The organism is Barnesiella sp. WM24, assembly GCF_004570975.1.
Taxonomy (GTDB): Bacteria; Bacteroidota; Bacteroidia; order Bacteroidales; family Muribaculaceae; genus Muribaculum.
Genome location: NZ_SPPC01000008.1, coordinates 1 through 25,543, shown reverse-complemented (window position 1 = coordinate 25,543; position 25,543 = coordinate 1). Strand labels below are relative to the sequence as shown.

Here is a 25,543-nt window from a genome sequence, read left to right as displayed (position 1 = left end):
AGGTTCCGGTCATCGTTCCGCTTTTACTACCTCATTGGCTTTTGCCTTGAGCTCCTCACGCGCGGCAATAACACGCTTCTCAAGACGCAACACAGCGTCCTTCACGCTGCGGTCGCCGTCATGGTAACGCACACGCAGGGCGGCAAGTTCATCAAGATCCTTGTCAAGGGCGTCCTTACTCCTGACATATTCCTCCATCTGATGACGCGCACGAGGCTTCTTGAAATCATCCCATGTCGTATAGACCCTGCCTCCGGGAAGCGCAAAGCGGAAATCCTCTTTCTTTACCTTGCGGTCAGGATCAATAGCCTCGATTTCAGCAAGAAGACCGGAATAATCATCCCCCTCAGCCCATGTCGACCGATAAGACGTGACACGCGCCTTTGCAGCAAGGTCGGGAGTATCGACAGGATAATTGTTACGCAAATCTGACGGGATAAACTTATATATGGTAATATAGTCACCAAGCTGATTGCGGTCAGTCGCCCACCATCCCACTCCTGTCACTTCATCAATGGCAAGCAGATAGTCATCGTAGGGCGAATTGTATGGCATGCCTATGTTCTGAGGCTGCAAAAAGTCATCCTCGTCTTTACGACTGATGAATATGTCATAACCGCCGAGCGACTCATCGCCATCGTTGGCATAGTACAGCGTCACACCGTCTGACATCATGAACGGATAATTGCTGTCACCGTTCATCGCAAGCGACTCTCCAAGCACCCTTGGAGCCTCCCATGAACCGTCGAAAAGCTGATTTGCCCCGACAAGTACATAATTTTCCATTGAGTCAGGAGCCGCCCATGCCATAAAAGAGCGGGTCTCAGGCATATAGACCGCAGTCATGGATGCAGCCTCATAGCCCTGAGGGAGCACATCGGCATCATTTACCGAGCCGCTTTCAGGCGACAGCCTGTAAGCCTTGAAAAACTCGTCACGATTCACGGCAACGCTGTCGATTATGACTATTTTCTCAACACGGTCAAGCATGTTGCGGGCAATATCGATACGCGCCTGCAACGCCTCCATATCTTCGGGCAGCGGCTTGCGCGACTTCTTCAGGCTCTTCTCATAACGCTCTATATATTCCTCAGCCTTGTCAAAGTCATAGTCATAAAACGCCAGCTCGGCAAGGTATCTCGGAGCCTCGGCAACACCCTTGTCATGGGCAAATCTAAGATATTTCACAGCCTCGTCGGGACGCCCTTCCTGGATAAGGCAAACACCTATCCACTGATTGAGCGACGCATCCCGCGGCTTTGTCTTGTAAGCGTCAAGAAACACAGGAAGCGCCCCGGTAAAATCACCGGCACGATACATCTCCTTTGCCTCATCAAGCGTAACGGCCGAGCCGCCAATCGCGACCGACAGCAAAACGGCAGAAAAATATGATTTTAAATTTTTATTCCACATATGGTCAAAATATGTCAAAAAACAAGTTCAAATTTACGCATTATAATCCTAACTTCAAAAATTAACTGCCTCAGGTAATAAAATTCATCATAGTTTAGCTATCTTTGTAAGCATTATTAAGATTAACATGGTAAGATTTATTACAATATCGCTGTTTCTTGCCGCATTGTTGTGTAACCGGTTATCGGTCCATGCCGACACTACAGCCGACTCTCTGCCGGAGCTTGAGATAAGCCTCATAACATGCTCCCCGGGCGCAGAAATATATGAGCTTTGCGGACACACGGCTCTCCGTATAAAACAAGAGCCTATGGACATAGCCGTAAATTACGGGACTTTTGACTTCAATACGCCAAATTTCGTGTACCGCTTTGTCAAAGGCGAGACCGATTATATGGTGACCGCCTACCCGTTCCGGTATTTTATGGAAGAATATAGCCGAAGCGGAAGGAGCGTCATTGAGCAACCGCTTAACCTTTCGCAGGAAGAAGCCGCAAAGCTGCTGTCAATGCTACAGGAAAACACTTTGCCGGAAAACCGCACCTACCGATACAACTACGTAAAAGACAACTGCTCGACGCGACCGCTCGCCATGATTGAGAAAGCGCTGGGCGACACAATAGACCTGCATGCCACCTCCGGAAGCGACACACTGACGACATTCCGCGACATAATGCGCCATTACCATGCAGCCTATCCCTGGTATCAGTTTGGCATCGACCTCGCGCTCGGAAGCGGTATCGACTACCCTGTAAGTATCCGCGAAAAGGCATTTGCCCCGTTGATACTCAAAGAGATGATGGACAGCGCCACAATCAACGGGCGACCGGTCGTCAAGGAGTCACGCGTAATCTTGAATGCCCGCGAAGGCGGCGGGCCGCTCCCGGCGACTCCCCCGTATATGACACCACTGGCTGTAGGCTGCATCGTGCTTGCCCTTGTAATCGTGGTGGCAATACACGACTTCAGGAAGAGAAAAGTGACCCGCTGGGTAGATGCAATCATGTTTTTTATCTTCGGTCTATGCGGGCTGTTGCTCTCCTTTCTTGTATTTATATCAGTCCATGAAGCCACCTCACCCAACTGGCTTCTCCTGTGGCTCAATCCGTTATGCCTCATCGTGCCGATATTCATTTATATAAAAAAGTGTGGCAGGTTGGTAAAATTATACGGATTTATTAACTTTGCAGCGTTAATATTGTTAATTGTCATGTGGGGCTTTACGGGTCAGTCGGGAAATCCCGCGTTTATCCCTCTGATTGCCGCCGATATTATTTTGACAGTACGATATTTATACATTACACTATGCGCCGAAAAAACGAATTCTTTATAACCTCCCGTCTAATCACGGCTCTTGTCGCGTCAATGGTGACACTTACCGTTGCCGCACAGGCTCCGTCACCGCGTCCGCGTCTTGTAGTGGGCATAATGATTGACGGATTGAGGGAGGATTACCTCGATCTTCTGAAAGGCTATTTCGGAGAAGACGGTTTCAAGCGCATAATGCGCGAGGGAGTGATGTTTGACGATGTCAACTACGGCACAGCCGTTGATGTCGCGGCGGCTACTGCAATGATTTATACCGGCAGTTCTCCGGCAATCAACGGAATCCCGGCGGCAATGGTCTACGACACGGAAAAGCGCATAAGCTATCCCGTGGTTCACGACCCGTCGAAAATAGGCAATTACACTGACGAGACATATTCACCTAAAGCCATAAAGGTAAGCACACTCTCCGACGAGGTGCGCATCGACGGCGGTGGTCTCGGCAACGTATATTCGATTGCTCCGTCGGCGCCTCAATCAATCATTCTCGCAGGTCACGCCGGCAACAGCGCCTTCTGGATAAATGACGTGACAGGGCGATGGGCGACAACCACCTATTATAAAGACGTGCCGTCGCCAATGCAGTCACGCAACTATTCAAAGCCGCTCGCGACGCGCCTTGACACGCTTACATGGCGTCCGCTCATGGAGCCGGAGAAATATCCCGACCTGCCTGCCTATAAGAAGTATTACCCGTTTCGCTATCTTTTCCAGCGCAACGACATAGACCGGTTCCGCAATTACAAGACATCGGGACCGGTAAACACAGAGCTTACCGACATAGCGTCAGATTACATAAAAGGTCTTCGCCTTGGCAACGGCAATGCAATGGACATGCTGAGCATCGGCTACACGCTTGCCCCCTTCGCGGCGGCAAAAGACGCCGACAGCCGCATCGAGACAATGGACAGCTATATAAGGCTTGACTCAGAGCTTGCAAGGCTGTTTAAGACAATAGACTCCAACGTTGGGCTCGCCAATACTTTCATAATGATTGCAGGCACGCCGCCTGTACAGAACAACAAGCGCGACGATGAAAAATGGGGAATCCCCGACGGTGAATTTTCTCCCCGTCAGGCAATCTCGCTGCTCAACGTGTATCTGATGGCAAAATATGGCAACGGGGAGTGGGTATCGGGATACTATAACGGACAGATGTATCTCAACCACAAGCTCATAAAAGAGCATGACCTCGATGTAAAGACCGTACGTGCCGAGGCTGCCGACTTCCTTGTGAGGATGAGCGCGGTAAGCCGTGTATGGACCATTGACGACATTCTCGCGGGGAGAGCCGGCGTAAATGCCGACGCCATAAAACGCAACACCCATGTCGACTATGCCGGTGATGTGCTTATCGAGGTAAACCCCGGCTGGGAGATAGTGGAGACCGACCCTGTAAACAAGAAAGAACGCAGGTCGACTATGCGCACAGGCACCATGACCGCACCGGTATTCCTGTTGTCGCCCGACCTGAAGCCACAACACATATCGACAGAGACTGACGCACGCTCTATCGCCCCGACTGTGGCGCGACTGCTGCGCATAAGGTCGCCCAATGCGGCTGAATTTCCTCCGTTACGCCTTGAAAAGAAGTAATCAGGCATCGCCGTTATATCCAGCCAAGGCATTTCCCTCTTCTCCGTCAATACAATCAATTTTGCTAATTTAAACATTACAATACATGTCATTTACATCAATTCTCAGCAAGCTGTTTGGAAACAAATCGCAGCGCGATCTAAAGGAAATCCAGCCTATTGTCGACCAGATAAACGCTCTGGGTCCGAAAATGAAAGAGCTCACCAACGACGAGTTGCGTGACACCATAACAAACATCAAGAAAGAGTTTGCCAAAGCGACAGAGGCTGACACCACAGCCATTGCCGAAATAAAGGCAAAGATTGACGAGCTTCCCTTTGACGAGCGCCAGCCGCTATGGGACGACATCGATGCCCGTGAAAAGAATATCCTTGAGACTTATGAAACCGAGCTCGACAGGGTGCTTCCCACGGTATTTGCCGCCATGCGCGAGACTGCGGCACGTTTTGCCGCCAACGAGACTATCGAGGTCACAGCGACCCAGATGGACCGCGACCTTGCCGCCGCAGGCAAAGACTTCGTAAGCATCGAAGGCGACAAGGCGATATACAAAAACCACTGGATTGCCGGCGGTAATGAAATCAAGTGGGACATGGTACATTACGATGTGCAGCTCATCGGTGGTATCGTGCTTCACCAGGGCAAAATCGCCGAGATGGCGACCGGTGAAGGTAAAACTCTCGTCGCCACTCTCCCTGTCTTCCTCCGCTCGCTCACCGGACGCGGCGTACACGTGGTAACAGTCAACGACTACCTGTCAAAGCGTGACTCGGAATGGATGGGACCGCTGTACATGTTCCACGGACAGACAGTGGACTGCATCGACAAGCACCAGCCAAACTCGGAAGCGCGCCGCAAAGCTTATGCCTGTGACATAACATTCGGTACCAACAATGAATTCGGATTTGACTATCTTCGTGACAACATGGCTATGTCGCCTCAGGACATGGTGCAGCGCAAACACTATTATGCAATTGTCGACGAGGTAGACTCCGTGCTTATTGACGATGCCCGTACACCGCTTATCATCTCGGGACCAGTACCCAAAGGCGAAGACCAGCTCTTCAACGAGTATAAATATAATGTAGAAAAGGTATTTGAGGCACAGCGCAAACTTGTTGCCAAACTTCTTGTCGAGGCAAAAGAAAAAATAGCCAGCGACGACAAAGAGACAAGAAAAGAGGGAGCCCTCCAGCTCTTCCGCGCCTACAAGGGTCTGCCCAAGTACGGTGCCCTCATCAAGTATCTGTCAACCGAGGGAATCAAGCCGCTGCTGCTTGAGACCGAGGGCTACTACATGCAGGACAACGGCAGGGAGATGCCAAAGGCTGTCGAGCCCCTGTACTTTGTGATTGATGAAAAAAACCGCTCTGTCGAACTGACCGACAAGGGTATCGACGAGCTTACAGGCAGAAGCCAGGACCCCCAGTTCTTCGTGCTTCCTGACATAGCCGCACAACTCTCTGAGGTGGAAGGTGACCAGTCGCTTGCCCCCGCCGACCGTCAGCAGAAAAAAGATGACCTCATGCAGAACTATGCTGTCAAGGCCGAGCGTGTCCACACAGTCAACCAGCTGCTCAAGGCTTACGCTCTATTTGAGAAAGATGTCGAGTATGTGATTGACGACAACAAAATCAAGATTGTAGACGAGCAGACCGGTCGTATCATGGAAGGACGCCGCTATTCCGACGGTCTACACCAGGCTATCGAAGCAAAAGAAGGTGTAAAAGTCGAGGCTGCGACCCAGACCTTTGCGACAATCACCCTCCAGAATTACTTCCGCATGTATCACAAGCTTGCCGGTATGACCGGTACGGCAGAGACCGAGGCAGGCGAGTTCTGGGACATCTACAAGCTCGATGTCGTGACTATCCCGACCAATAAGCCGGTGGCACGTATCGACATGAACGACCGAGTATATCGCACAAAGAAAGAAAAATATGCAGCTGTAATCGAAGAGATTGTAGAGCTTGTAAAGCAGGGACGTCCTGTCCTTGTCGGCACTACTTCAGTCGAGATTTCAGAATTGCTGTCACGAATGTTGACTTTACGCCACATACCCCACAATGTGCTGAATGCAAAGCTTCACCAGAAAGAAGCCGACATTGTGGCTCAGGCAGGAAAGAAAGGCACCGTGACCATAGCCACCAATATGGCGGGTCGTGGTACCGACATCAAGCTTCCTTCAGAAGTGAAGGATGCCGGAGGTCTTGCCATCATCGGTACCGAGCGCCATGAATCACGCCGCGTCGACCGTCAGTTGCGTGGTCGTGCAGGTCGTCAGGGAGACCCGGGTTCATCTGTATTCTATCTGTCGTTTGAAGACCAGCTGATGCGTCTGTTTGCAGGCGACCGCGTAACCAAGATGCTTGACACTCTCGGCGTAAAAGAAGGAGAGATGATTGAGTCAAAGATGGTGAACCGCGCTATCGAGAACGCTCAGAAACGAGTTGAGGAAAACAACTTCGGTATACGTAAGCGCCTTCTGGAATATGACGACGTGATGAACAAGCAGCGTCAGTACATATACGGACGCCGCCACCATGCACTGATGGGTGAACGTGTCGGAATAGACATCAACAACATGCTCTATGACACCGTAGAAAACATCCTCAACACCTATGACTCGCCTGCCGACTATGCCGACCTCTCAATGGAGCTTCTCAAGGTATTTGCCATCGAGACTCCGTTTACGGAAGAGGAATACCGCGGCATGCCGAAGAAAGAAGCATTTGACCGTGTGTTTGCAACTGTCAACGAAGCGTTCCAGCGCAAGGGCGAGCGCATAATCGAGATTGCGATGCCGGTAATAAAGGACTGGGTGGAGAATAAGGGCGCCGGTGAGAAAGGCGGCAGAATCCTTGTCCCCATCACCGACGGCAAAAGGGTGTTCAACATTCCCTGTGACATCAACGAGGCATACAGGACCGAGTGCAAATCAATACTCAAGGAGTGGCACAAGGCAATACTTCTCGTGACAATCGACGAAGTGTGGAAAGAGCATCTCCGCGAACTTGACCAGCTGCGCCAGTCAGTGCAGAATGCATCATACGAGCAGAAAGACCCGCTTGTAATCTACAAGGTAGAGTCATTCCACCTCTTTGAGGCGGCTATGAACACCCTCAACACAAAGGCGGCGTCATCGCTCCTGCGCGGTCAGATATTCATTCCGCAGCCCCAGGCTCCGCGTGCAAGCGACGCTCAGCTAAGCTCGGAAAAAGAGCAGCCACGCCAGCAGCCGCAGATGAAGGAGGCTATGCCCGAGCGACCCAACGATTATAGCCGCTATAAGGCAAGCAAGGAGCAATATCCCGGCTCGGAAGCACAGCGCAATGCCGCATCGGCACCACAAGGAGAACAGCGCCGCACTCAGCCGATTGTCAACGCGCCAAGAGTAGGAAGAAACGATCCTTGTCCCTGTGGCTCAGGTAAAAAATACAAAAACTGTCACGGCAAGAATGCCTGACAACATATAAACATCAGACAACAATGAAACAATCCATAATACTTCCGGTAATGGCATTGATAGCAACAGGCGTGACAGCCGGGGAGCTGAATTATCCGGAAGCTCCAAAATCTGACACGACCGACAATTATTTTGGCATGGAGGTTAAAGACCCCTATCGCCCGCTGGAAAACGACACATCGGCAACCACCCTTAAATGGGTGGAAGCCGAGCGTGGCGTCACCGAGGACTACCTGTCTAAAATACCGTTCCGCGAGACACTGCGCAAGCGTCTTACCTCACTGTTTGACTACCATAAGTCGGGCATGCCGTCAAAACGCGACGGATGGTATTACTTCTATGAAAATGACGGGCTGCAGAATCAGTCGGTATTATACCGCACCCGCAAACTCGGAGAGAAAGCGGAAGTGTTTCTCGACCCCAACAAGCTAAGCGATGACGGCACAGTGGCGCTTACCGGAGTAAGCATCTCCAATGACGGGAAATATACCGCCTACACCATCTCCCGCAGCGGCTCTGACTGGACCGAAATCTATGTAATGGACACAGAGACCCGCCAACTCTTGCCCGACCATATTGAATGGGCGAAGTTCACCGGAGCCAACTGGGACGGCAACGGATTCTATTACAGCGCATATGACCGTCCGACAGGAGGAAAAGAATTTTCCAACGCCAATGAAAACCACAGGGTGTACTATCACAAGCTCGGCACCCCGCAGAGCGAAGACATCCTTGTGTTTGAAGACAAGGCTCATCCACTTCACTTCCATTCAGCCTACGTGCCTGAAGATGAATCGGTAATCTTCATCTACGGCGGAGGCGAAGGTCTCGGTGAATCAGTGATGATGAAAAATCTAAAAGAGAAAAATGCCGGATGGGTCACCATTGAACCGTCGCAGGATTATGAAATATCGGTGCTTGACGTAATCAACGACACCCTGATTATCTACACCAACTACGGAGCGCCGCGCTATCGCTTGATGACAGCTCCTGTAAATGCACCTCAACGCGAAAACTGGAAAGAGCTCGTGGCTGAGCAAAAAGGAGTCTTGACAGGTGTAGATTTTGCCGATGACAAACTCATCCTCTCTTATGACATCGACGCGGCAAGCAAGTCATATCTCTACTCACGTGACGGCAAACTGCTTAACGAAATTCATTTTCCGAGCGTAGGCTCGGCAGGATTCTCGTCAAGCAAAAAGCATGACGAGGTGTTCTACACCTTCACCTCTTTCATCTATCCTTCAGAGATTTACCGTTACGACTTGTCGACAGGAAAGTCAGAACTCTACAAGGCTACAGAAATCGAAGGCTTCAAAAGCGATGATTACGTGACAGAACAGGTATTCTACCCTTCTGCCGACGGCACCAAGATACCTATGTTCATCACCTACAAGAAAGGATTGAAACGCGACGGCAAGAATCCGGTTTATCTTTACGGCTACGGAGGCTTCAATGTCTCGCTCAATCCCGGATTCTCGGCTCAGCGTATATTATGGCTTGAAAACGGAGGCATCTACGCCCAGGCAAACCTCCGCGGAGGAGGCGAATATGGAGAGCCGTGGCATCTTGCCGGTACAAAGCAGCAGAAGCTTAACGTGTTCAACGACTTTATCGCGGCTGCCGAATACATGATAAAAGAAGGCTGGACCAATCCTGAATTACTTACAATCGAGGGAGGTTCTAACGGCGGACTTCTTGTAGGAGCCACTGTCAACATGCGCCCCGACCTTTTCAAAGTGGCAATCCCGCGTGTAGGCGTAATGGACATGATGCGCTATCATCTCTTCACTATCGGCTGGAACTGGGCTTCTGACTACGGCACCAGCGCCGACTCGCCCGAGATGGCAAAGTATCTGCTCGACTATTCACCTGTACACAACATAAAGAATGACGGTACACCCTACCCCGCAATCATGGTCACCACCGCCGACCATGACGACCGTGTAGTGCCCGCCCACTCATTCAAGTATGCGGCTACACTGCAGGCAAGCGACACCGGGTCACAGCCTAAAATAATCAGAATCGACTCCAAGGCAGGACATGGCGCCGGAAAACCCGTGTCAAAGGTAATCGACGAGTATGCCGACATCTATTCATTCATCTTCTACAATCTGGGCATCGACCCCACTGCTGAATGATGAAAGGCTGCTCTCTTCTGATCTCAATAATCATGATGCTCTCGATGTCGGGTTGTTTCACCGGCATCGAGAGCACTCCTAAAATCACTGCCGACGACGTTAAGCGTCAGCAGGCTGTCGCAAGCGATGAAGAGCGTTTCCTAAAAGACATCGCTCCTCAGCAACTGTCGGACTGGGAAAAAGGCAAACTTTTTTATGTTACCGACGACAAGATAAGCCTTGCTCTCGAACCCGGGAGCAAATCCTATCCGAAAGCCACTGAATATATAGAATTTCAGTCATCTCATGAATTGCCCTCGATGACAGGGAAACCTGACACAGAGCTCATCTTTCTCAATCAGGCAGGCGACGAAGTGAGATACCGCATACAAGCACCCTCCGACGAGCTTGACAAGCGCAGAAAAATTGAGATTCCGTTTACCGTGGAGACATCTATCGTGGATGATGTAAAAAAGGCTTTGCTCGGAAACACTTATTACATACGCACCTCGACATGGTTTGACGACAATGGCGCGGCTCTGCGCGGCAACAAATTTATACCGGTAAAAATTACCGATGTGCTGCCTGGCAATACAGTCTATCCCGTAAAACTGCAATTTACGCCGGCATCAGAAAATCTGCATCCCGCCTACCTCTACATGTCAGCGGGCGATGCCGCCAAAGGAGCGCGCGACTTTGCCTCGCTATTCTATTTTGACGATCCCCACAAGCGCTATCCAAATATCACTGACGAGACCTGGAATAATATCATACGCGGAAAAGTAGCCCTATACATGACCCGTGAGGAGTGCAGGCTCGCTCTCGGCTCACCGGCCTCAATTGACCGTAGACCGGGCATAAGCACAATGAGGGAACTATGGACCTACGAAAACGGAATCTATCTGATATTTGACGACGGAATACTCCAAAGTTTCAGAAACTAACACTGACCGATGAAAATATCCCATGACTTTGACCTTACAGGGGTAACGACATTTCATATACCCGTAAAAGCCCGCATATATGCCGAATATGAAAGTATCGACGAACTGCGGAGCCTGCTCACTGCACCGGCATATGCCGGCATGTCGCGCCTGCACATAGGAGGCGGCAGCAATCTGCTGTTCACAGAAGACTATGACGGGCTTGTAATGCACTCCGCCATACGGCAGATAGCAATAGCCCGGGAAACGGGAAGCGATGTATATCTGAAAGTGTCGGCAGGTGTGAATTTGGACAGCTTCGTAGAGTATTGTATCGAGCATAATCTCTATGGAGCCGAAAACCTATCCTACATCCCGGGAGAAGCCGGCGCGTCGGCAGTACAGAATGTAGGAGCCTACGGAGTAGAGGCAAAAGACCTCATCAGCGAAGTTTTTACAATCGACACCGCAACAGGCGACGAAATGATATTTCAGGCGGAAGAGTGTGACTACGGTTACCGCCACAGCATCTTCAAGACCAAGGATTTTGCCGGAAGATATATTGTCACCGATGTTGTGTACCGGTTGTCGCGAGAAAAGCACTTCACCCTTGATTACGGTCCATTGAAAGAGCTTGCCTCGGTTGACGGGCTGACGCTGCGCGATGTAAGAAACCGTGTGATAGAGATACGCCGGTCAAAACTTCCGGAGCCTGACCGGCTCGGTAGCGCAGGCTCATTCTTTAAAAATCCGGTTGTAACAATTGAGAAGTACAACGAGCTGAAAGCCGAATATCCGGAAACACCCTCCTACCCTACACCTGACGGAGTGAAAATTCCCGCAGCATGGCTGATTGAAAACACCGGAATGAAAGGAAAATCAACAGGAGGCGCACAGGTATATCCACGCCAATGTCTCGTGATAGTAAACAATGGTGACGCCACGGCTGCCGATGTGGTGGCTCTCTTCGGTGAAATCAGGGAAAAAGTCGCTGCAAAATTCGGCATAACGCTTTCGCCCGAGGTAAACATAATAGGGAAGCTATGAAACTGAGATTTCTCGGCACCGGCACATCCACCGGTGTGCCACAGATAGGCTGCACATGCCCGACATGCATTTCAACCGATCAGCATGACAAGCGCCTTCGTGCTTCGGCCATCGTAACTGTCGGCGACAAAAATCTGCTTATCGACTGCGGTCCCGATTTCAGACAGCAAATCATAAACGCCGGAGCGCCCCGACTTGAAGCCGCCCTGCTCACCCACAGCCACTATGACCATGTAGGAGGGATTGACGACCTCCGCCCCTATTGCTACTCAACCGACAATGGATTTCCCCTTTACTGCAAGCCTGACGTAGCCGAGGATTTACGCAACCGTGTCCCCTACTGCTTCCGTAAACATCTCTATCCCGGAGTGCCTACATTTGACATCCATGAGATAAGCGACAAGCCGTTTGCCGTCGGTGACATCAAGATAACGCCCCTGCCTGTAATGCACCACAAGCTCCCGATAGTAGGCTTCCGCATAGACAATTTTGCCTATATCACCGATGCCAAGACCATCCCCGACGAAACATTCCGACTGATGGAAGGCATTGACACACTTGTAATCAATGCCCTGCGAAAAAAAGAGCATCTATCCCACATGACTCTTGACGAAGCGATAGCGGCAATTACCCGCATCAGGCCGAGAGTCACCTATCTCACTCATTTTGCCGATGCGATAGGCCGGCAGGCTGAAATAGAGCCGACACTACCGCCGGGCATACATATGGCATATGACAATCTGACAATTGAAATTCCGTAATAAGATTTTCAGCCTTCCATTAAACTTTATCAGTGGTAAAACGTCACTATATTATACAATCACTAAATTAAATTGACATGAATAAATTCAGACTTATAGCCGGCATGACAATCATTGCATCGCTCGTCACATCTTGTGGAGTGACTAAAAAAAGTACCGGTACCCAATCTCAGACAACGACACAACAACCGGTTGTAACGCAACCCAACCACTCAAAGATTTCGTCAGACGCTCTCGCCGGTGAATGGACTGTCTACACCGTAGGCGGCAACAAGGTGACAGGAGAGACACGCCCCTACATCAACTTCAACATGGATGACCACAGAATATATGGCTCAAACGGCTGTAATATCATAAATGGCGATTTTGAACTTTCAGGAGGCTCAAAGTTAAAGATAGGCAATGTCATCTCGACAATGATGATGTGTCACGACGCTCCTTATGAACAGGCTATCAATCTGGCGCTTGCGGCAGTACAGTCATTTGACATAACAAAAAAAGGTCACGAGTATTATCTTGAGCTACGCGACAGCAAGGGAGCAAATCTGATGACTCTCCGCAAACACAACATGGACTTCCTGAACGGCACATGGGAAGTATCGGAAATAAACGGCAAGGCATATGACAACCCCGACATGCAGATGGTCATCGACATTCAGGAACAGAAACTTCATGGCAACACCGGATGCAATATTGTCAACGGCTCACTAATGATTGACCCTGACAAGTCCAACTCCATTCAATTCCAGAATCTCGGAACAACACGCATGGCATGTCCGGAGGAAATCATGAAGGGAGAGACAGCCCTTCTTGTCGCGCTCGAAAGTGTTGAATATGCCAAGAAAGGCAGAACCGGCACGGTTGTAATGATGGACAAGAACAACACCCCCGTACTGGTGTTGAAAAAAGTGGATGTCGAGCGTCAGTAACACGCCCTGTCGACAATCCTACAGCAGATAACAGAGCCGGTTAAAAAACCGGCTCTTATTTTTTGCCGAAAGATGCCGGGACCTTTATCAGCGATGTCACGGCTATTGTAGCCACACAGCAGCCAATAATCCACCAGAAAAATCCACAATACCCCATCATCTCCTGCAACCATCCCGCCATCATGCCGGGCAACATCATGCCAAGGGCCATAAAACCGGTGCATATGGCGTAATGTGCCGTGCGGAACGGTCCTTCACTGAAATAAATGAGATACAGCATGTAAGCAGTGAATCCGAAACCATAGCCAAACTGCTCAACAAACACACATATGTTGACCGACAGCATGTCGTCGGGCTGCACAATGGCAAGATACAAGAATGTCCCGCAAGTCAGCGAAATGCTCCAGGCCATAGGCATAAGCCACTTCTTCAATCCGCCGCGGGCAGCCACTATACCTCCGACGATACCCCCGAGTGTAAGCCCGATGATACCTATCGTGCCATATACAAAACCTACCTGAGCCGTAGAAAGCCCAAGACCGCCCACATCCCTGCCGTCAAGCAAAAACGGATTTATCATCTTTACAAGCTGTGCCTCCGGGAAGCGGTAAAGCAGCATAAAAGCGACAGCCACGCCTACATTAGGTTTCTTAAAAAATGAAATGAATGTCGAAAGGAATTCCTTCCCGACATTACGCAATGTCACTCCGGGCACCGGATGATCGGAGGCAGAGCGCGGCAAGACGAGCCGGTGGTAAAGCGAGACCAGAAGAAAAAATACCGACAGCACAGCCATGACCACCATCCATGCAAGAGGTGTATAATCCATGCTTTCTCCCGGCAAAACCGCGTCATTGCGGCTCTCTATGTATCCGGCAAGCATAACCAGCAGTCCTTGACCGACGATGGTGGATATGCGATAAAACGTACTGCGTATACCGACATAAAACGACTGGTCATGCTCCGACAATGCAATCATATAATAGCCGTCGGCAGCTATGTCATGGGTAGCACTTACAAAAGCGATAGCCCAGAACACGGCAAGCGTGGACTGGAAGAAAAATGTAGCCGGTATAGTAAACGCAACTCCGGCAAACCCGATTGCGATAAGCAATTCCATCATTATAATCCACCATCGCTTTGTCCGGAACAGATCGACCACCGGACTCCAGAATGGCTTTATCACCCACGGCAGATACAACCACGAGGTATAGAGCGCTATATCAGTGTTGGATATACCAAGACGCTTATACATTATCACCGAGATAGTCATCACCGCCACATAAGGCAGCCCCTGCGCAAAATAGAGCGTCGACACCCAACTCCAGGGCGAGACACGACGGTCAGTAGAGTTTCTTGATTTCAGCATCCTTAAAATAATGTAGTAGTATTTCACGATAATCATAACCCTCAGCTCCCATCACTGCAGCACCAATCTGGCACAAACCGACACCATGTCCCCATCCCGCGCCGTAGAGCGTAAACCCGGCATCGGTCCTGACCGGCACAAATGCCGAGCTGTAAAGATGGCTGCGGGAGAGCCAGCGGCGTATCTCAAGCTCCTTTCCCACGATGTGGGTATGCTTTGTCCCGACAATCTCAAGACGGTATATCCTGCCCGATGTGCCGCGCGCAAGCGGACGCAGCTCGACTATATCACCGAAATCAATACCAGACCGTTCACGGACAATCGCCGACAGTTCCTCAACACTATAATCGACCTTCCAACGATAAAAATCAGTTGTCGCACGGTCATAGTCATTCAATACCTGACGCAATATGCCGGGAGTGGCACGCGAGCAAAACGCGTCAGGGCGCGACATTATCCAGTCACATGCCGCCGCCTCGATGCGCAAGTCAGGCAGTGAACCGGCAGGCAAAAGATCCCTCGCCCCAACAAGATAGCTATGTCTTACCGGTTCCCAGCAATTCTCAAATTCCTCAAAAGCGCCTCCGCAACATTTTGAGAAACGGGTGTCACACAACCTGCCTCCGGCAATCATCACCTCCCCGCGTGTCTCCATGACCGCATCGCGTGCCTCCGAACGTGTAACCCTAGTAATACCCTGATAACGCTGACAATGGTCATCGGCACACACATCAAATCCGGCATGGTCGTCATGATCATACCATTTTACAGTCTCTGCGTCACTGACCGTGCAGGTGTTTGACGACGGAAGCTTCTTCGCGCCCAACTGGGCGAGCACCCAGCTCCGTGAAATCACTGCATGGGCGCGTAGCAGTGCCGGTGATGCCTCCGCACTCATCTCGGAAGAGATTACACTCATCAGATACTCTTCTACCGAAATTATGTTGACCGCAGTCTCCATCCCGTCATCTCCCTTCATAAGCTGCAAGGCTCCGTGAAAACGCTGACACTCCTTGCGTTCCCAATGAAAATCCACACCGATTGTCACATCGTCAAGCTCAAACCAGCAATCGGGAGATGACGGAAAAAATGTGTCGCCCTCCCTTATGTATTCACCGTGAAGAGAATAATTCACTTCCTTTGCGCTCATGATGCCTACCCGCAATACAGGCGTCTCATCCACTACAGCCACTTCTGAAAACACGGAAGCAAGCAACTCCCCGTTGACAGCATCATAATCGGCTGCGGAGGTAGTGATAACGGTGCCGAGCATGTCTATCGCCCCCGGACTTATCTTCACTTTATCATAACATGAAGGACGGTGGGCGACCCGAGGCACTATCACAGCCTCATAAGTCCCGTCACCTCGGTGATGTACCGCGGCATTAAACTGCGGCTCTTCATAGCCGGCAAGCGGCAATGACGCTATAGCTTGCCCCATCTGCTTCTTCACCATGTCCAAGTCACCGGTAAAATAAATCCTGCGGAAGGGATATTCCCTATTCAACGGAAGGTATTCTTCAGGCACTGCCTGAAAATGACAGTGATCGGGTGCAGACGCACCACATCCCGCACCATTATAAAACACGGTATATCCCGCAAGCTCAGCGGCGAGGTCGACAAAATCGTCAACCCTCCCCGACAGCAGCTGCCTTTCATGAGCCCTCAACACGATTGTCAGATGACCGGGAAAAACCGGAAACGGATTGACAAGTATGTCATAGTCTCTCCATCTGACCGAAGACTGCATTTCCGGACGATTTTCCGCACACAGAAAACACCGGCGCGCCTTTATCGACTCCTCGTCGACCTTAGCATTAGTGCTGACACTTCTTGCAGGATTAAACATGACTTTCCACTCTGTATCGCCGACACACACGCTTTTTGTCTTGACTGAACATAACGCCTCATGACGAATGGCAGCCTCTCTCCATGAGTCAAGCTGCCTTGATATAAACAGGTCTATGTCACTTCTCTTCATCACGCTGAAGGTTTAATCTCTTACGCTCCATAAGTTCCCATGTGCGCAATCGGTCTTTATACATATTGTTACGGTTAACCGCTTCAAGTGAGAGAGCCGCATCGGAATTGCCCGACCAGCGGCGGCAGAGATACAGAGAATCATAAATCCTGCCAACCTTATGACATCGCGACATGGCAAGACACATGCCATAGTCTTCCCCATAGCTCGTGTCAGGAAATAGTATTTTCCTTGCCAGTCCGGTAAAAAAGGCGCGTGGCGCACCGAAGCCGTTTATACGCAACGCGTTGTTACGACCGTTTTCATCGCTCCATTCATCATGGGAAATCAATCCGGGAGCCAAGACGTTGCGATCAAAGTCAGTAAGCGTATAAGCCCCGACCACCAACGCACAACGCTCGGCATGGAATTTATCTACAATGCGCTGTAGCGTGGATGCCGACGAGTAGATGTCGTCACTGTCAAGCTGCACCGCAAAACGCCCGCAACAGGGCGAATTGACAGCAAGATTCCAGCAGCCTCCTATACCGAGTCCGGTAATCTCAGGCACGATATGACACAGGCGGCTGTCTCTCTTAGCCAAATCCTGCAGCACCTCAGTAGTGCCGTCGGTAGAATGATTGTCAACAACTATGACATTGTAAGTGAACGACGTTTCCTGCGACAAGGCACTCTCCACGGCATCCATGATTGTCGACCGACGGTTTCTTACAGGTATAACAACGGAAGCCTCGACGGGATAGTCGCCCGTAAAATCCACATCATCATTGACCGGATTAAGATATGCGCCTACAGCCTTCAAGTGGTCGGAACAGGCATGCTCCATCTCAATCTGGACTTCCCGGTTACGGGGGTCGACATAATCAAATTGTGACACCGCTCCCGATGCCGATTCTACTTTGTAGACAGGCTCTGAAAGATGTGTGACCGGACCTTGCCGTGACAAAGCAAGACGCAGCGCATAGAACGCGGCATAACGGTAATCCCTGACAATCGCCCCCGACGCATTGACTAAAGCGCGGGAATCAATCAACAACAGTTTGCCGAAATCAAAGTCATCGCGCAGTGCCCCTTCCTGACAGTCGATAAGCTGATGAAGCGACAGGCTGCCGTCAACATTGACATCATAGAAATCAGCATAAACCATGGCTGCGCCTGTCATGCGGGCAACCTGCTCCATGCGATGCCCGGCATCAGGCATAGGAATCACATTTTCTCCGGCAACTGACAATGACACCATGACATAATCACTGTCAACACAGGTAATAAGCGATTTCAGGCTGCGGGTGTCACACAGCGGCTCTATATTAATCATATGTATATATCTTTACAATTTAGAAATCTTCACTCTCTTGCCCTTGATTTTTTCAGTAGCGACTGTGCGCAGGACCGAGTCAGCCTTGCCGGCAGGGACTGCGACTATAGCCGAGTGGTCACGCACTATGATACGCCCCACCTCGTCAGCGGCAAGACCGCCTGTCTTCATTAGAAATCCGGCTATGTCACCTCGCGAGATACGCTCTTTTCTGCCGGCGCTGAAATAAAGCGTCGCACAGTCGGCATGTATCGGGTCGGCAGATGTGCCGGTAGGCACATAAGAGCGGTCAAACGTAACGTAGTCAGGAATATTATCGGACTCCGACGTGATGACATATATCGTACCAGTCGCATCGACTCGTGCCGTGCGGCCGTTACGGTGAGTCCAGGTCTCCTTTGTCAGGGGCATGTGGTAATGTATTATCGATTTCACCTCTTCGATGTCAAGACCTCTTGCCCCAAGATCGGTCGACACAAGCACAGGGGTCGTGCCGTTATTAAGCAGGTCCACAGCCTTCTCACGGTCATTCTGGTCAAGCGCGCCATGATAGATGCCTACAGGCAAACCGGCTTTTTTCAAGTGGTCATATAGTCGCGTGGCACTCTCGCGATGGTTTACAAAAACAATCACCCTGCCATTAGGAAGCGACTTTAAAAGATCTACAAGCGTATCGACTTTATCCTTAGCCGGACTCTCTACCCTGACGACCGACATGCGTGTGCGCGGTTTTGCCACAGATGACAGGAAATCCATGACCACGGGATTTTTAACCTTCATGAACTCAGGCAGCCTGTCGGAAAGCGGAGTAGCCGAAGTGAGCACCGTGCGGCTAAGATTTGGCATAAGCCGCAGTATTTTCCTCATCTCGTCGTGAAAGCCAAGTTCAAGCGACTTGTCATATTCATCAAGTACAAGCACCTTTGTATTATACAAGTCGAGAAGTTTTCGGTTTAGATGGTCGAGAAGACGTCCCGGCGTAGCGATTACAATGTCGGGTACGGGGGTCAGGGAGTTTTTTTCATCAGTCATCGAATGTCCGCCATAAAGCGCCACAGTCTTATAGCCGGTGGCGACTTCACGCACAACGCGGTAAATCTGCATTACAAGCTCGCGGGAAGGGGCTATGACTACAGCCTGCACCTCTCCCTTAGGCTTTCCGAGAGCCTGAAGCATTGAGATTGTAAATGCAACGGTCTTGCCGGAGCCGGTGGGCGATAAAAGCACCACATCATGAGCCTGCGATGACATCAGCTCCCGCTGCATCGGATTCAACTCGGCAATGCCGAGACGCGAGGAAATATTTTCAAGTATTACGGATTGTTTCATATTTAATCAATCATTAATATTTATTTTACATGAGGTAAACACTGCAGGATGACACTTCTTTAAATATTCACGCCAACCTACTTTTTCGGTTTACCTGTCTACAAAGATAATCAATCATGAGAAATGAGCAAATTTAGAAGCATGTTATTGTACCGACGACAATAAATCGTTTACAAATGTTAACAACAGGTATTCAATAAGATATTTTCAACTAATTTTATCAAAAAAGATGTTAATATAGCGTGAAAAATTTGTGCGGTTTCGGAAAAAATGCCTACATTTGTGAGTGTGTTTTTCATAGTATTAGATTAAGATAAAGGTTTAAACGTAAAGGGATGTCGTGAGACATCCCTTTATTAATTTATATAAGTTTATATTTATCAGCATTTTACAGTAATATCTATAATATTTTCCCGTCCAGAATGTAGAAATGGGCAAATATTTAATCCGGATTTTAACAGTCTCCGCGTTTCATTACACATTATTAAAACAGAGTGAGGTCAGACTCATCTATAGAAGGAAACCATTGGCGCAGGCGCGACTTCGCCCTTTCATGGGTCGACGGGGTAATATTGTTCCATATGCGTGACAGTGCCCACATGAGCGCACTGATGTCGTCCGTATAGCCCAGCGGTCCCAGAATATCGGGAATAAAGTCAGTAGGACAGATAAAATAACCGAGAGCCCCTACCACAATAATCTTGTCACGAAGAGGCACCTTCCCGTCGGCAAGCGCGTAATAGAGCAAAAGTGCCGCATAGACTCCCTTTACTCCCGCCTTTTTTGCCACACGGCTTATCTTGTCAAATAACTTTGTGCGCGAATACCATTTGTCAAACTTCAGCAGCACCTGCCTGCTCGGTAAAAAATCATGCTTATCATCCTGTCTTTCCATAGTCAACCTATAATAAATTGAGAGACGGAGATTAACACCCCGTCTCTCATATAACAATTATTTGTCAAATTTTATCATAAAACGGGTTGCGCTGACGAAGGCGACGGAGTCTGACGAGCCTCCCAGCCGAGGGCGCTCGCGCCAAGCACTGCCGCATCACTCTCCTTCAGTTCAGAAAGCAACAGCTTTGTCTTTCCCTTGAATATCGGCAGGATGTTGCGGTCAAGAGATTCCTTTATAGGCTTCATAAGCAATTCTCCCGAACGGGCAAGACCGCCAAACAGCACAATTGCCTCAGGGCTTGAGAATGCGATAAAATCGGCAAACGCACGTCCCATGATGTCGCCGGTGTACTGGAACACATCTTTTGCAAGCTTGTCGCCCGACATGGCGGCGTCATATACATCCTTTGATGTAATCTCTTCGATAGGAAAATCACGCAGTTTTGACGGCTCGGTACGGATTTCAAGGAACTCGCGGGCTGTACGCGCCACGCCTGTCGCAGAGCAATATGCCTCAAGACATCCGGTCCTGCCACATCCACACATGCGTCCGTTGGAAGGTTTCACGATGACATGACCAAGCTCTCCGGCAAATCCGTCATGTCCATATACAAGCTGACCGTTTACCACGATTCCGCTGCCGACTCCTGTGCCAAGTGTTATCATGATAAAGTCTTTCATGCCGCGCGCCACTCCATAGGTCATCTCGCCTATCGCTGCAGCGTTTGCATCATTGGTTATCGCCACAGGCACTCCAAAAGCTTCGTGAAGCAAGTGAGCCAAAGGCACTTTGCCTTTCCATGGCAAATTGGGAGCATCCTCAATCATGCCGGTAAAATAATTGGCATTAGGCGCACCGACACCGATACCTGCTATCTTATCTTTTGCATCATGTGCCTCGATCAAGGAATTAAGAGCGTCTTTCAGCTCCGCAATGTAGTCGTTGACATCGGCATGCTTGCCGGTCTTTATCGAATTGCTGGCAATGACATTGCCCCTCGCGTCAACTATCCCGAATACTGTGTTGGTACCACCTATGTCGATACCTACTACATAAGGTTTCATCTTTTCTAACATTAATAGGTTAACTGAATGTAAAGTTGCTCCACAAAGATAGCTAAAAAAGCGGAAACTCAAAGTAAAGAATATCGAAAGTAGACAAATTTGACAAAAAATAAGAGGATTGACCCGAAAGTCAATCCTCATTGAGTGGCGGGAGCAGGACTCGAACCTGCGACCTTTGGGTTATGAGCCCAACGAGCTACCACTGCTCCATCCCGCGATGTTATTTTTGTGAGTGCAAAGTTATGGAGTTTATTTGAACTATCCAAATATTTCTTCATGTTTTTGTGTTAAAATATATTACTATGGTGATTTACAAGGGCTCGGGAGAAGCAGGAATCACCATCCGCAACTGCCGCCCCGGCTCAGATTTCATGACACACGACAACTGATATTTGCACAGGACGCGGAGATTGAGTAACTTTGTGGTATGGGAAGACTTATGTCTATTGACTATGGAAGGAAGCGTTGCGGCATCGCCGTGACCGACACGCTGCGTATTGTCGCCACCGGACTCGACACAGTGCCCACCCATAAGCTGACAGAGTATGTCACAGCTTACGTGGCGCGCGAACCGGTAGACATAATCGTCGTCGGCAAACCGACCACAATGCAGGGCGCTCCCTCGGAATCGATGCGCTACATCGAGCCCGGGATACGTAAATTGCGGGCTGCACTGCCTGAAAATATCAGGATTGAGTTTTTTGACGAGCGATTCACTTCGGCAATAGCTCACCGGGCGATGATTGACAGCGGTATGCGTAAAAGCAGACGCCGGGACAAGGCGGCAGTCGATGAAATGGCAGCGACAATAATACTTAATGACTATATACAAAGTAAAACATATAACCAATGAAATTACCGATATACCTGTACGGACACCCTGTGCTCCGCAAAGAATCTAAGGATATCACTCCTGACTATCCGGACCTGAAGACCCTTGTCGCCGACATGTGGGAAACAATGTATTATTCGGAAGGTGTAGGACTCGCCGCCCCGCAAATCGGGAAAAACGACCGCATTGTCGTGATTGACGCCTCGCCTGTGTCTGAACACTTTCCGGAATGTGAGGGTAAGAAATTCACGCTTATAAATCCCGTGGTCGAGGTGCTCGACGGAGAGACGGTGACACGTGACGAGGGTTGCCTCAGCCTGCCCGACCTAAGCGAGGCTGTGCCACGTGTAGAACATATCCGCCTGAAATGGGTTGACGAGAATTTTGAACCTCACGAAGAGGAGATTTCAGGATTTCTTGCCAGAATAGTGCAACACGAGTGTGACCACCTTGAGGCAAAACTCTATATCGACCATATCTCCCCCATTCGCCGACAGCTTATCAGAAGTAAACTCAACAATATAATCTCGGGCAAAAAACGCGTCGACTATCCGGTGCGCTACGCCCCCAAAAAGAAATAACAATCTATGGCAGACGACAAGAAAATCATATTTTCAATGGTGGGTGTCAGCAAGATATATCCACCTCAGAAGCAAGTGTTGAAAGACATATACCTATCTTTCTTCTACGGTGCAAAAATAGGTATAATCGGTCTTAACGGCTCGGGTAAGTCTTCTCTACTGAAAATTATCGCCGGCATTGACAAGCAATATCAAGGAGAAGTGGTGTTTTCACCCGGTTACTCAGTGGGCTATCTTGAGCAGGAGCCTAAACTCGATCCTGACAAGACGGTAATCGAAGTGGTGCGCGAGGGCGTGCAGCCGATAATGGACCTTCTTGCCGAATTTGACAAAGTAAACGAGGCATTTGCCGACCCCGACGTGCTTGAAGACCCCGACAAGATGGATGCGCTCATAGCGCGCCAGGCTGAGCTTCAGGACAAACTCGATGCCGCCGACGCATGGAATATCGACAGCAAGCTCGAACGCGCAATGGACGCGCTGCAATGTCCGCCCGACGACCAGGTAATATCCACCCTGTCGGGAGGAGAGCGCCGACGCGTGGCCCTCTGCCGCCTTCTGCTGCAACAGCCCGACGTGCTGCTCCTTGACGAGCCTACCAACCACCTTGACGCAGAGTCCATCGACTGGCTTGAGCAGCATCTGCAGCAATATCCCGGCACAGTAATCGCCATCACCCACGACCGCTACTTCCTCGACCACGTGGCAGGATGGATTCTCGAGCTTGACCGTGGCGAAGGCATTCCCTGGAAAGGAAATTACACATCATGGCTTGACCAGAAGACGAAACGCATGGCCCAGGAAGAGAAGCAGGCAAGCAAACGCCGCAAGACTCTTGAACGTGAGCTTGAATGGGTGCGCATGGCTCCAAAGGCACGCCAGGCAAAAGGAAAAGCGCGACTTAACTCTTATGACCGACTGCTTAACGAAGACCAGAAAGCGCGTGAAGAACGTCTTGAGATATTCATACCCAATGGACCGCGCCTCGGCAACAAGGTAATTGAAGCGACAAATCTTGCCAAGGCATTCGGCAAGAAGCAACTGTTCAACGACCTCAGCTTCGCTCTTCCGCCAAATGGAATCGTAGGTGTCATCGGTCCTAACGGAGCGGGAAAGACAACACTCTTCCGCCTAATTATGGGACAGGAAACTCCCGATAACGGAACTTTCGACGTAGGAGAGACTGTAAAGATAGCTTATGTAGACCAGACCCACCACGACCTTCTTCCTGACAAGTCGGTATATGAGGTTATATCGCAAGGCACTGACACATTCCGCATGGGCGGCAAAGACATAAACGCACGCGCCTACCTCTCTAAGTTCAATTTTACCGGTGCTGACCAGGAAAAGAAAATCGGTGTGCTCTCAGGTGGAGAAAGAAACCGCCTGCACCTTGCAATGGCGCTTAAAGAGGAGGGCAACGTATTGCTTCTCGACGAACCGACCAACGACATTGACGTAAACACGCTCCGTGCGCTTGAAGAAGGTCTTGACGACTTTGCGGGCTGCGCGGTGGTTGTCAGCCACGACCGCTGGTTCCTTGACCGCATATGCACTCATATCCTCTCTTTTGAAGGAGATGGAAATGTTGTGTTCTATGAAGGCTCTTACTCCGACTACGAGGAATACAAGAAAGCTCGCAACGGTGGCAAAGAGCTGCCACGCAAGCGTTATAGAAAGCTGATGGAATAATTACAGAATAAAAATTTATCCTATACCGGCGCGGGAAGAAGATTGGATGCTTCTTCCCGCGCTTTTATCTTCAAAAAACATGTTATAAAACATTTTTCCGCTGCCGCATGTTATAATTATGATTCACTTAGAGAGATAAAACTAAAATTTAGCTGTTATGAAAAGTATTACTAAATGTCTATCTGTCACCCTTACAGCTATTGCAGCCGGGTGTTTTATTGCAAACGCACAGATGCCGGTACTGAATACCGGTGTAGGTCCTGCAATCGCAGGAAGCTACAACCCGAACAATCTGCCTGAACGCGCATTAAAATTTGTCAGGGACTACTACGGAAACCACTATGCCAAAAGCTGCGAAAAGGACTATAACACCGAAAACTATGACCTCACAATGACCGACGGCACTGAAATCGAATTTGACTATCAGGGCAAGGTAATGGAGATTGAGGCTCCCGACAATTCGGTCATATCTGCCGATGCAGTAAAAAAGATAGTGCCACGCGATGTCTACAAAAAGCTGGCAGAACTCGGAGTAACTGACAAAATAGAAAAAATTGACCGCGAGAAGCGCGGATTTGACATAGACCTTACAGATGGAGCAAATCTAAACGAGCTCTACATCAGCACTGACGGCAAATTGCTTGCACAGAAATAGTCAAGAATTAAATAGTTTTAAACATGGAGCTGCACTTCCCGGTGTAGCTCCTTTTCTTTAATGCGGGTGTGGCGCTGCAGCGCTATGCTGAATTCACAATAATCGGTTGGGGTATGGGTAAAAAAAGAGGCTGCAAGGGTTGCTTGCAGCCTCGAAGGGGGCGGTTACCTACTCTCCCACTTTCGCAGTACCATCGGCGTGGCGGGGTTTAACTTCTCTGTTCGGAATGGGAAGAGGTGGAGCCCC

At 49.8% G+C, this 25,543-nt stretch carries 19 protein-coding genes, 1 tRNA gene and 1 rRNA gene; 12 read left to right on the top strand and 9 right to left on the bottom strand.

Annotated elements, in window-relative coordinates:
- Positions 1 to 9: 9 nt before the first annotated feature.
- On the bottom strand, positions 10 to 1,413 hold the full coding sequence (locus E4T81_RS09680; RefSeq protein ID WP_135043999.1) for a hypothetical protein: 1,404 nt from the start codon (positions 1,411 to 1,413) through the stop codon (positions 10 to 12).
- Positions 1,414 to 1,540: 127 nt separating this feature from the next.
- Between E4T81_RS09680 and E4T81_RS09675 the strand changes: the two genes are divergently transcribed.
- The 8 genes from E4T81_RS09675 (at position 1,541) to E4T81_RS09640 (ending at position 13,581) form a co-directional block, all read left to right on the top strand.
- Positions 1,541 to 2,746: a DUF4105 domain-containing protein gene (locus E4T81_RS09675; RefSeq protein WP_135043997.1), complete on the top strand. Its 1,206-nt coding sequence runs from the start codon at positions 1,541 to 1,543 to the stop codon at positions 2,744 to 2,746.
- Complete coding sequence (locus E4T81_RS09670; RefSeq protein WP_135043995.1) at positions 2,719 to 4,335, top strand: alkaline phosphatase family protein; 1,617 nt, start codon at positions 2,719 to 2,721, stop codon at positions 4,333 to 4,335. The genes E4T81_RS09675 and E4T81_RS09670 overlap by 28 nt, the downstream gene beginning before the upstream one ends.
- Positions 4,336 to 4,420: 85 nt before the next feature.
- Entirely contained in the window at positions 4,421 to 7,801 is a 3,381-nt protein-coding gene (secA, locus tag E4T81_RS09665; protein WP_135043993.1) for a preprotein translocase subunit SecA, read from the top strand.
- Positions 7,802 to 7,824: 23 nt separating this feature from the next.
- The gene (locus E4T81_RS09660) at positions 7,825 to 9,942 is read left to right on the top strand and encodes a prolyl oligopeptidase family protein (RefSeq protein ID WP_135043991.1); all 2,118 of its coding nucleotides are present in this window, start codon (positions 7,825 to 7,827) and stop codon (positions 9,940 to 9,942) included.
- Positions 9,939 to 10,865, top strand: coding sequence for a hypothetical protein (locus E4T81_RS09655; RefSeq protein ID WP_135043989.1), 927 nt, complete (start codon positions 9,939 to 9,941; stop codon positions 10,863 to 10,865). Before E4T81_RS09660 ends, E4T81_RS09655 begins: the two co-directional genes overlap by 4 nt.
- Before the next feature lie 9 nt (positions 10,866 to 10,874).
- On the top strand, positions 10,875 to 11,891 hold the full coding sequence (murB, locus tag E4T81_RS09650; RefSeq protein WP_135043987.1) for a UDP-N-acetylmuramate dehydrogenase: 1,017 nt from the start codon (positions 10,875 to 10,877) through the stop codon (positions 11,889 to 11,891).
- Positions 11,888 to 12,652 (top strand): MBL fold metallo-hydrolase, encoded by a 765-nt coding sequence (locus E4T81_RS09645; RefSeq protein WP_135043985.1) that lies wholly within the window; start codon positions 11,888 to 11,890, stop codon positions 12,650 to 12,652. Before murB ends, E4T81_RS09645 begins: the two co-directional genes overlap by 4 nt.
- 77 nt (positions 12,653 to 12,729) lie before the next feature.
- Entirely contained in the window at positions 12,730 to 13,581 is an 852-nt protein-coding gene (locus tag E4T81_RS09640) for an META domain-containing protein (protein WP_135043983.1), read from the top strand.
- Between the two features lie 55 nt (positions 13,582 to 13,636).
- Here the strand turns inward: E4T81_RS09640 and E4T81_RS09635 are convergent, their stop codons facing one another.
- From E4T81_RS09635 to E4T81_RS09605, 7 genes are all read right to left on the bottom strand, one after another.
- Positions 13,637 to 14,950, bottom strand: coding sequence for an MFS transporter (locus tag E4T81_RS09635; RefSeq protein WP_135043981.1), 1,314 nt, complete (start codon positions 14,948 to 14,950; stop codon positions 13,637 to 13,639).
- Entirely contained in the window at positions 14,925 to 16,931 is a 2,007-nt protein-coding gene (locus E4T81_RS09630; RefSeq protein ID WP_135043979.1) for a DUF4922 domain-containing protein, read from the bottom strand. Before E4T81_RS09630 ends, E4T81_RS09635 begins: the two co-directional genes overlap by 26 nt.
- Entirely contained in the window at positions 16,918 to 18,246 is a 1,329-nt protein-coding gene (locus E4T81_RS09625; RefSeq protein WP_135043977.1) for a glycosyltransferase family A protein, read from the bottom strand. Before E4T81_RS09625 ends, E4T81_RS09630 begins: the two co-directional genes overlap by 14 nt.
- Positions 18,247 to 18,258: 12 nt before the next feature.
- A complete protein-coding gene (locus E4T81_RS09620) occupies positions 18,259 to 19,575 on the bottom strand; it encodes a DEAD/DEAH box helicase (RefSeq protein ID WP_135043976.1) in 1,317 nt (438 codons plus the stop codon).
- 484 nt (positions 19,576 to 20,059) lie between these two features.
- Entirely contained in the window at positions 20,060 to 20,470 is a 411-nt protein-coding gene (locus tag E4T81_RS09615; protein ID WP_209308180.1) for a YkvA family protein, read from the bottom strand.
- Between the two features lie 74 nt (positions 20,471 to 20,544).
- A complete protein-coding gene (locus E4T81_RS09610) occupies positions 20,545 to 21,537 on the bottom strand; it encodes an ROK family protein (RefSeq protein ID WP_371683043.1) in 993 nt (330 codons plus the stop codon).
- 145 nt (positions 21,538 to 21,682) lie between these two features.
- Positions 21,683 to 21,754, bottom strand: a tRNA-Met gene (locus E4T81_RS09605).
- A 210-nt stretch (positions 21,755 to 21,964) separates the two neighbouring features.
- Here E4T81_RS09605 and ruvX point away from each other — a divergent pair.
- The 4 genes from ruvX (at position 21,965) to E4T81_RS09585 (ending at position 25,297) form a co-directional block, all read left to right on the top strand.
- Positions 21,965 to 22,390, top strand: a complete 426-nt coding sequence (gene ruvX / locus E4T81_RS09600; RefSeq protein WP_135043972.1) for a Holliday junction resolvase RuvX — start codon at positions 21,965 to 21,967, stop codon at positions 22,388 to 22,390.
- Positions 22,387 to 22,950 carry a peptide deformylase gene (gene def / locus E4T81_RS09595; RefSeq protein ID WP_135043970.1) on the top strand — a complete coding sequence of 188 codons (564 nt, stop codon included), beginning with the start codon at positions 22,387 to 22,389 and terminating at the stop codon, positions 22,948 to 22,950. The genes ruvX and def overlap by 4 nt, the downstream gene beginning before the upstream one ends.
- A 6-nt stretch (positions 22,951 to 22,956) precedes the next feature.
- On the top strand, positions 22,957 to 24,642 hold the full coding sequence (gene ettA, locus E4T81_RS09590; RefSeq protein WP_135043968.1) for an energy-dependent translational throttle protein EttA: 1,686 nt from the start codon (positions 22,957 to 22,959) through the stop codon (positions 24,640 to 24,642).
- Positions 24,643 to 24,799: 157 nt separating this feature from the next.
- The gene (locus E4T81_RS09585; protein WP_135043966.1) at positions 24,800 to 25,297 is read left to right on the top strand and encodes a PepSY-like domain-containing protein; all 498 of its coding nucleotides are present in this window, start codon (positions 24,800 to 24,802) and stop codon (positions 25,295 to 25,297) included.
- Between the two features lie 155 nt (positions 25,298 to 25,452).
- On the opposite strand, the gene rrf is transcribed toward E4T81_RS09585, so the two are convergent.
- A 5S ribosomal RNA gene (gene rrf / locus E4T81_RS09580) occupies positions 25,453 to 25,543 on the bottom strand; the annotation flags it as partial.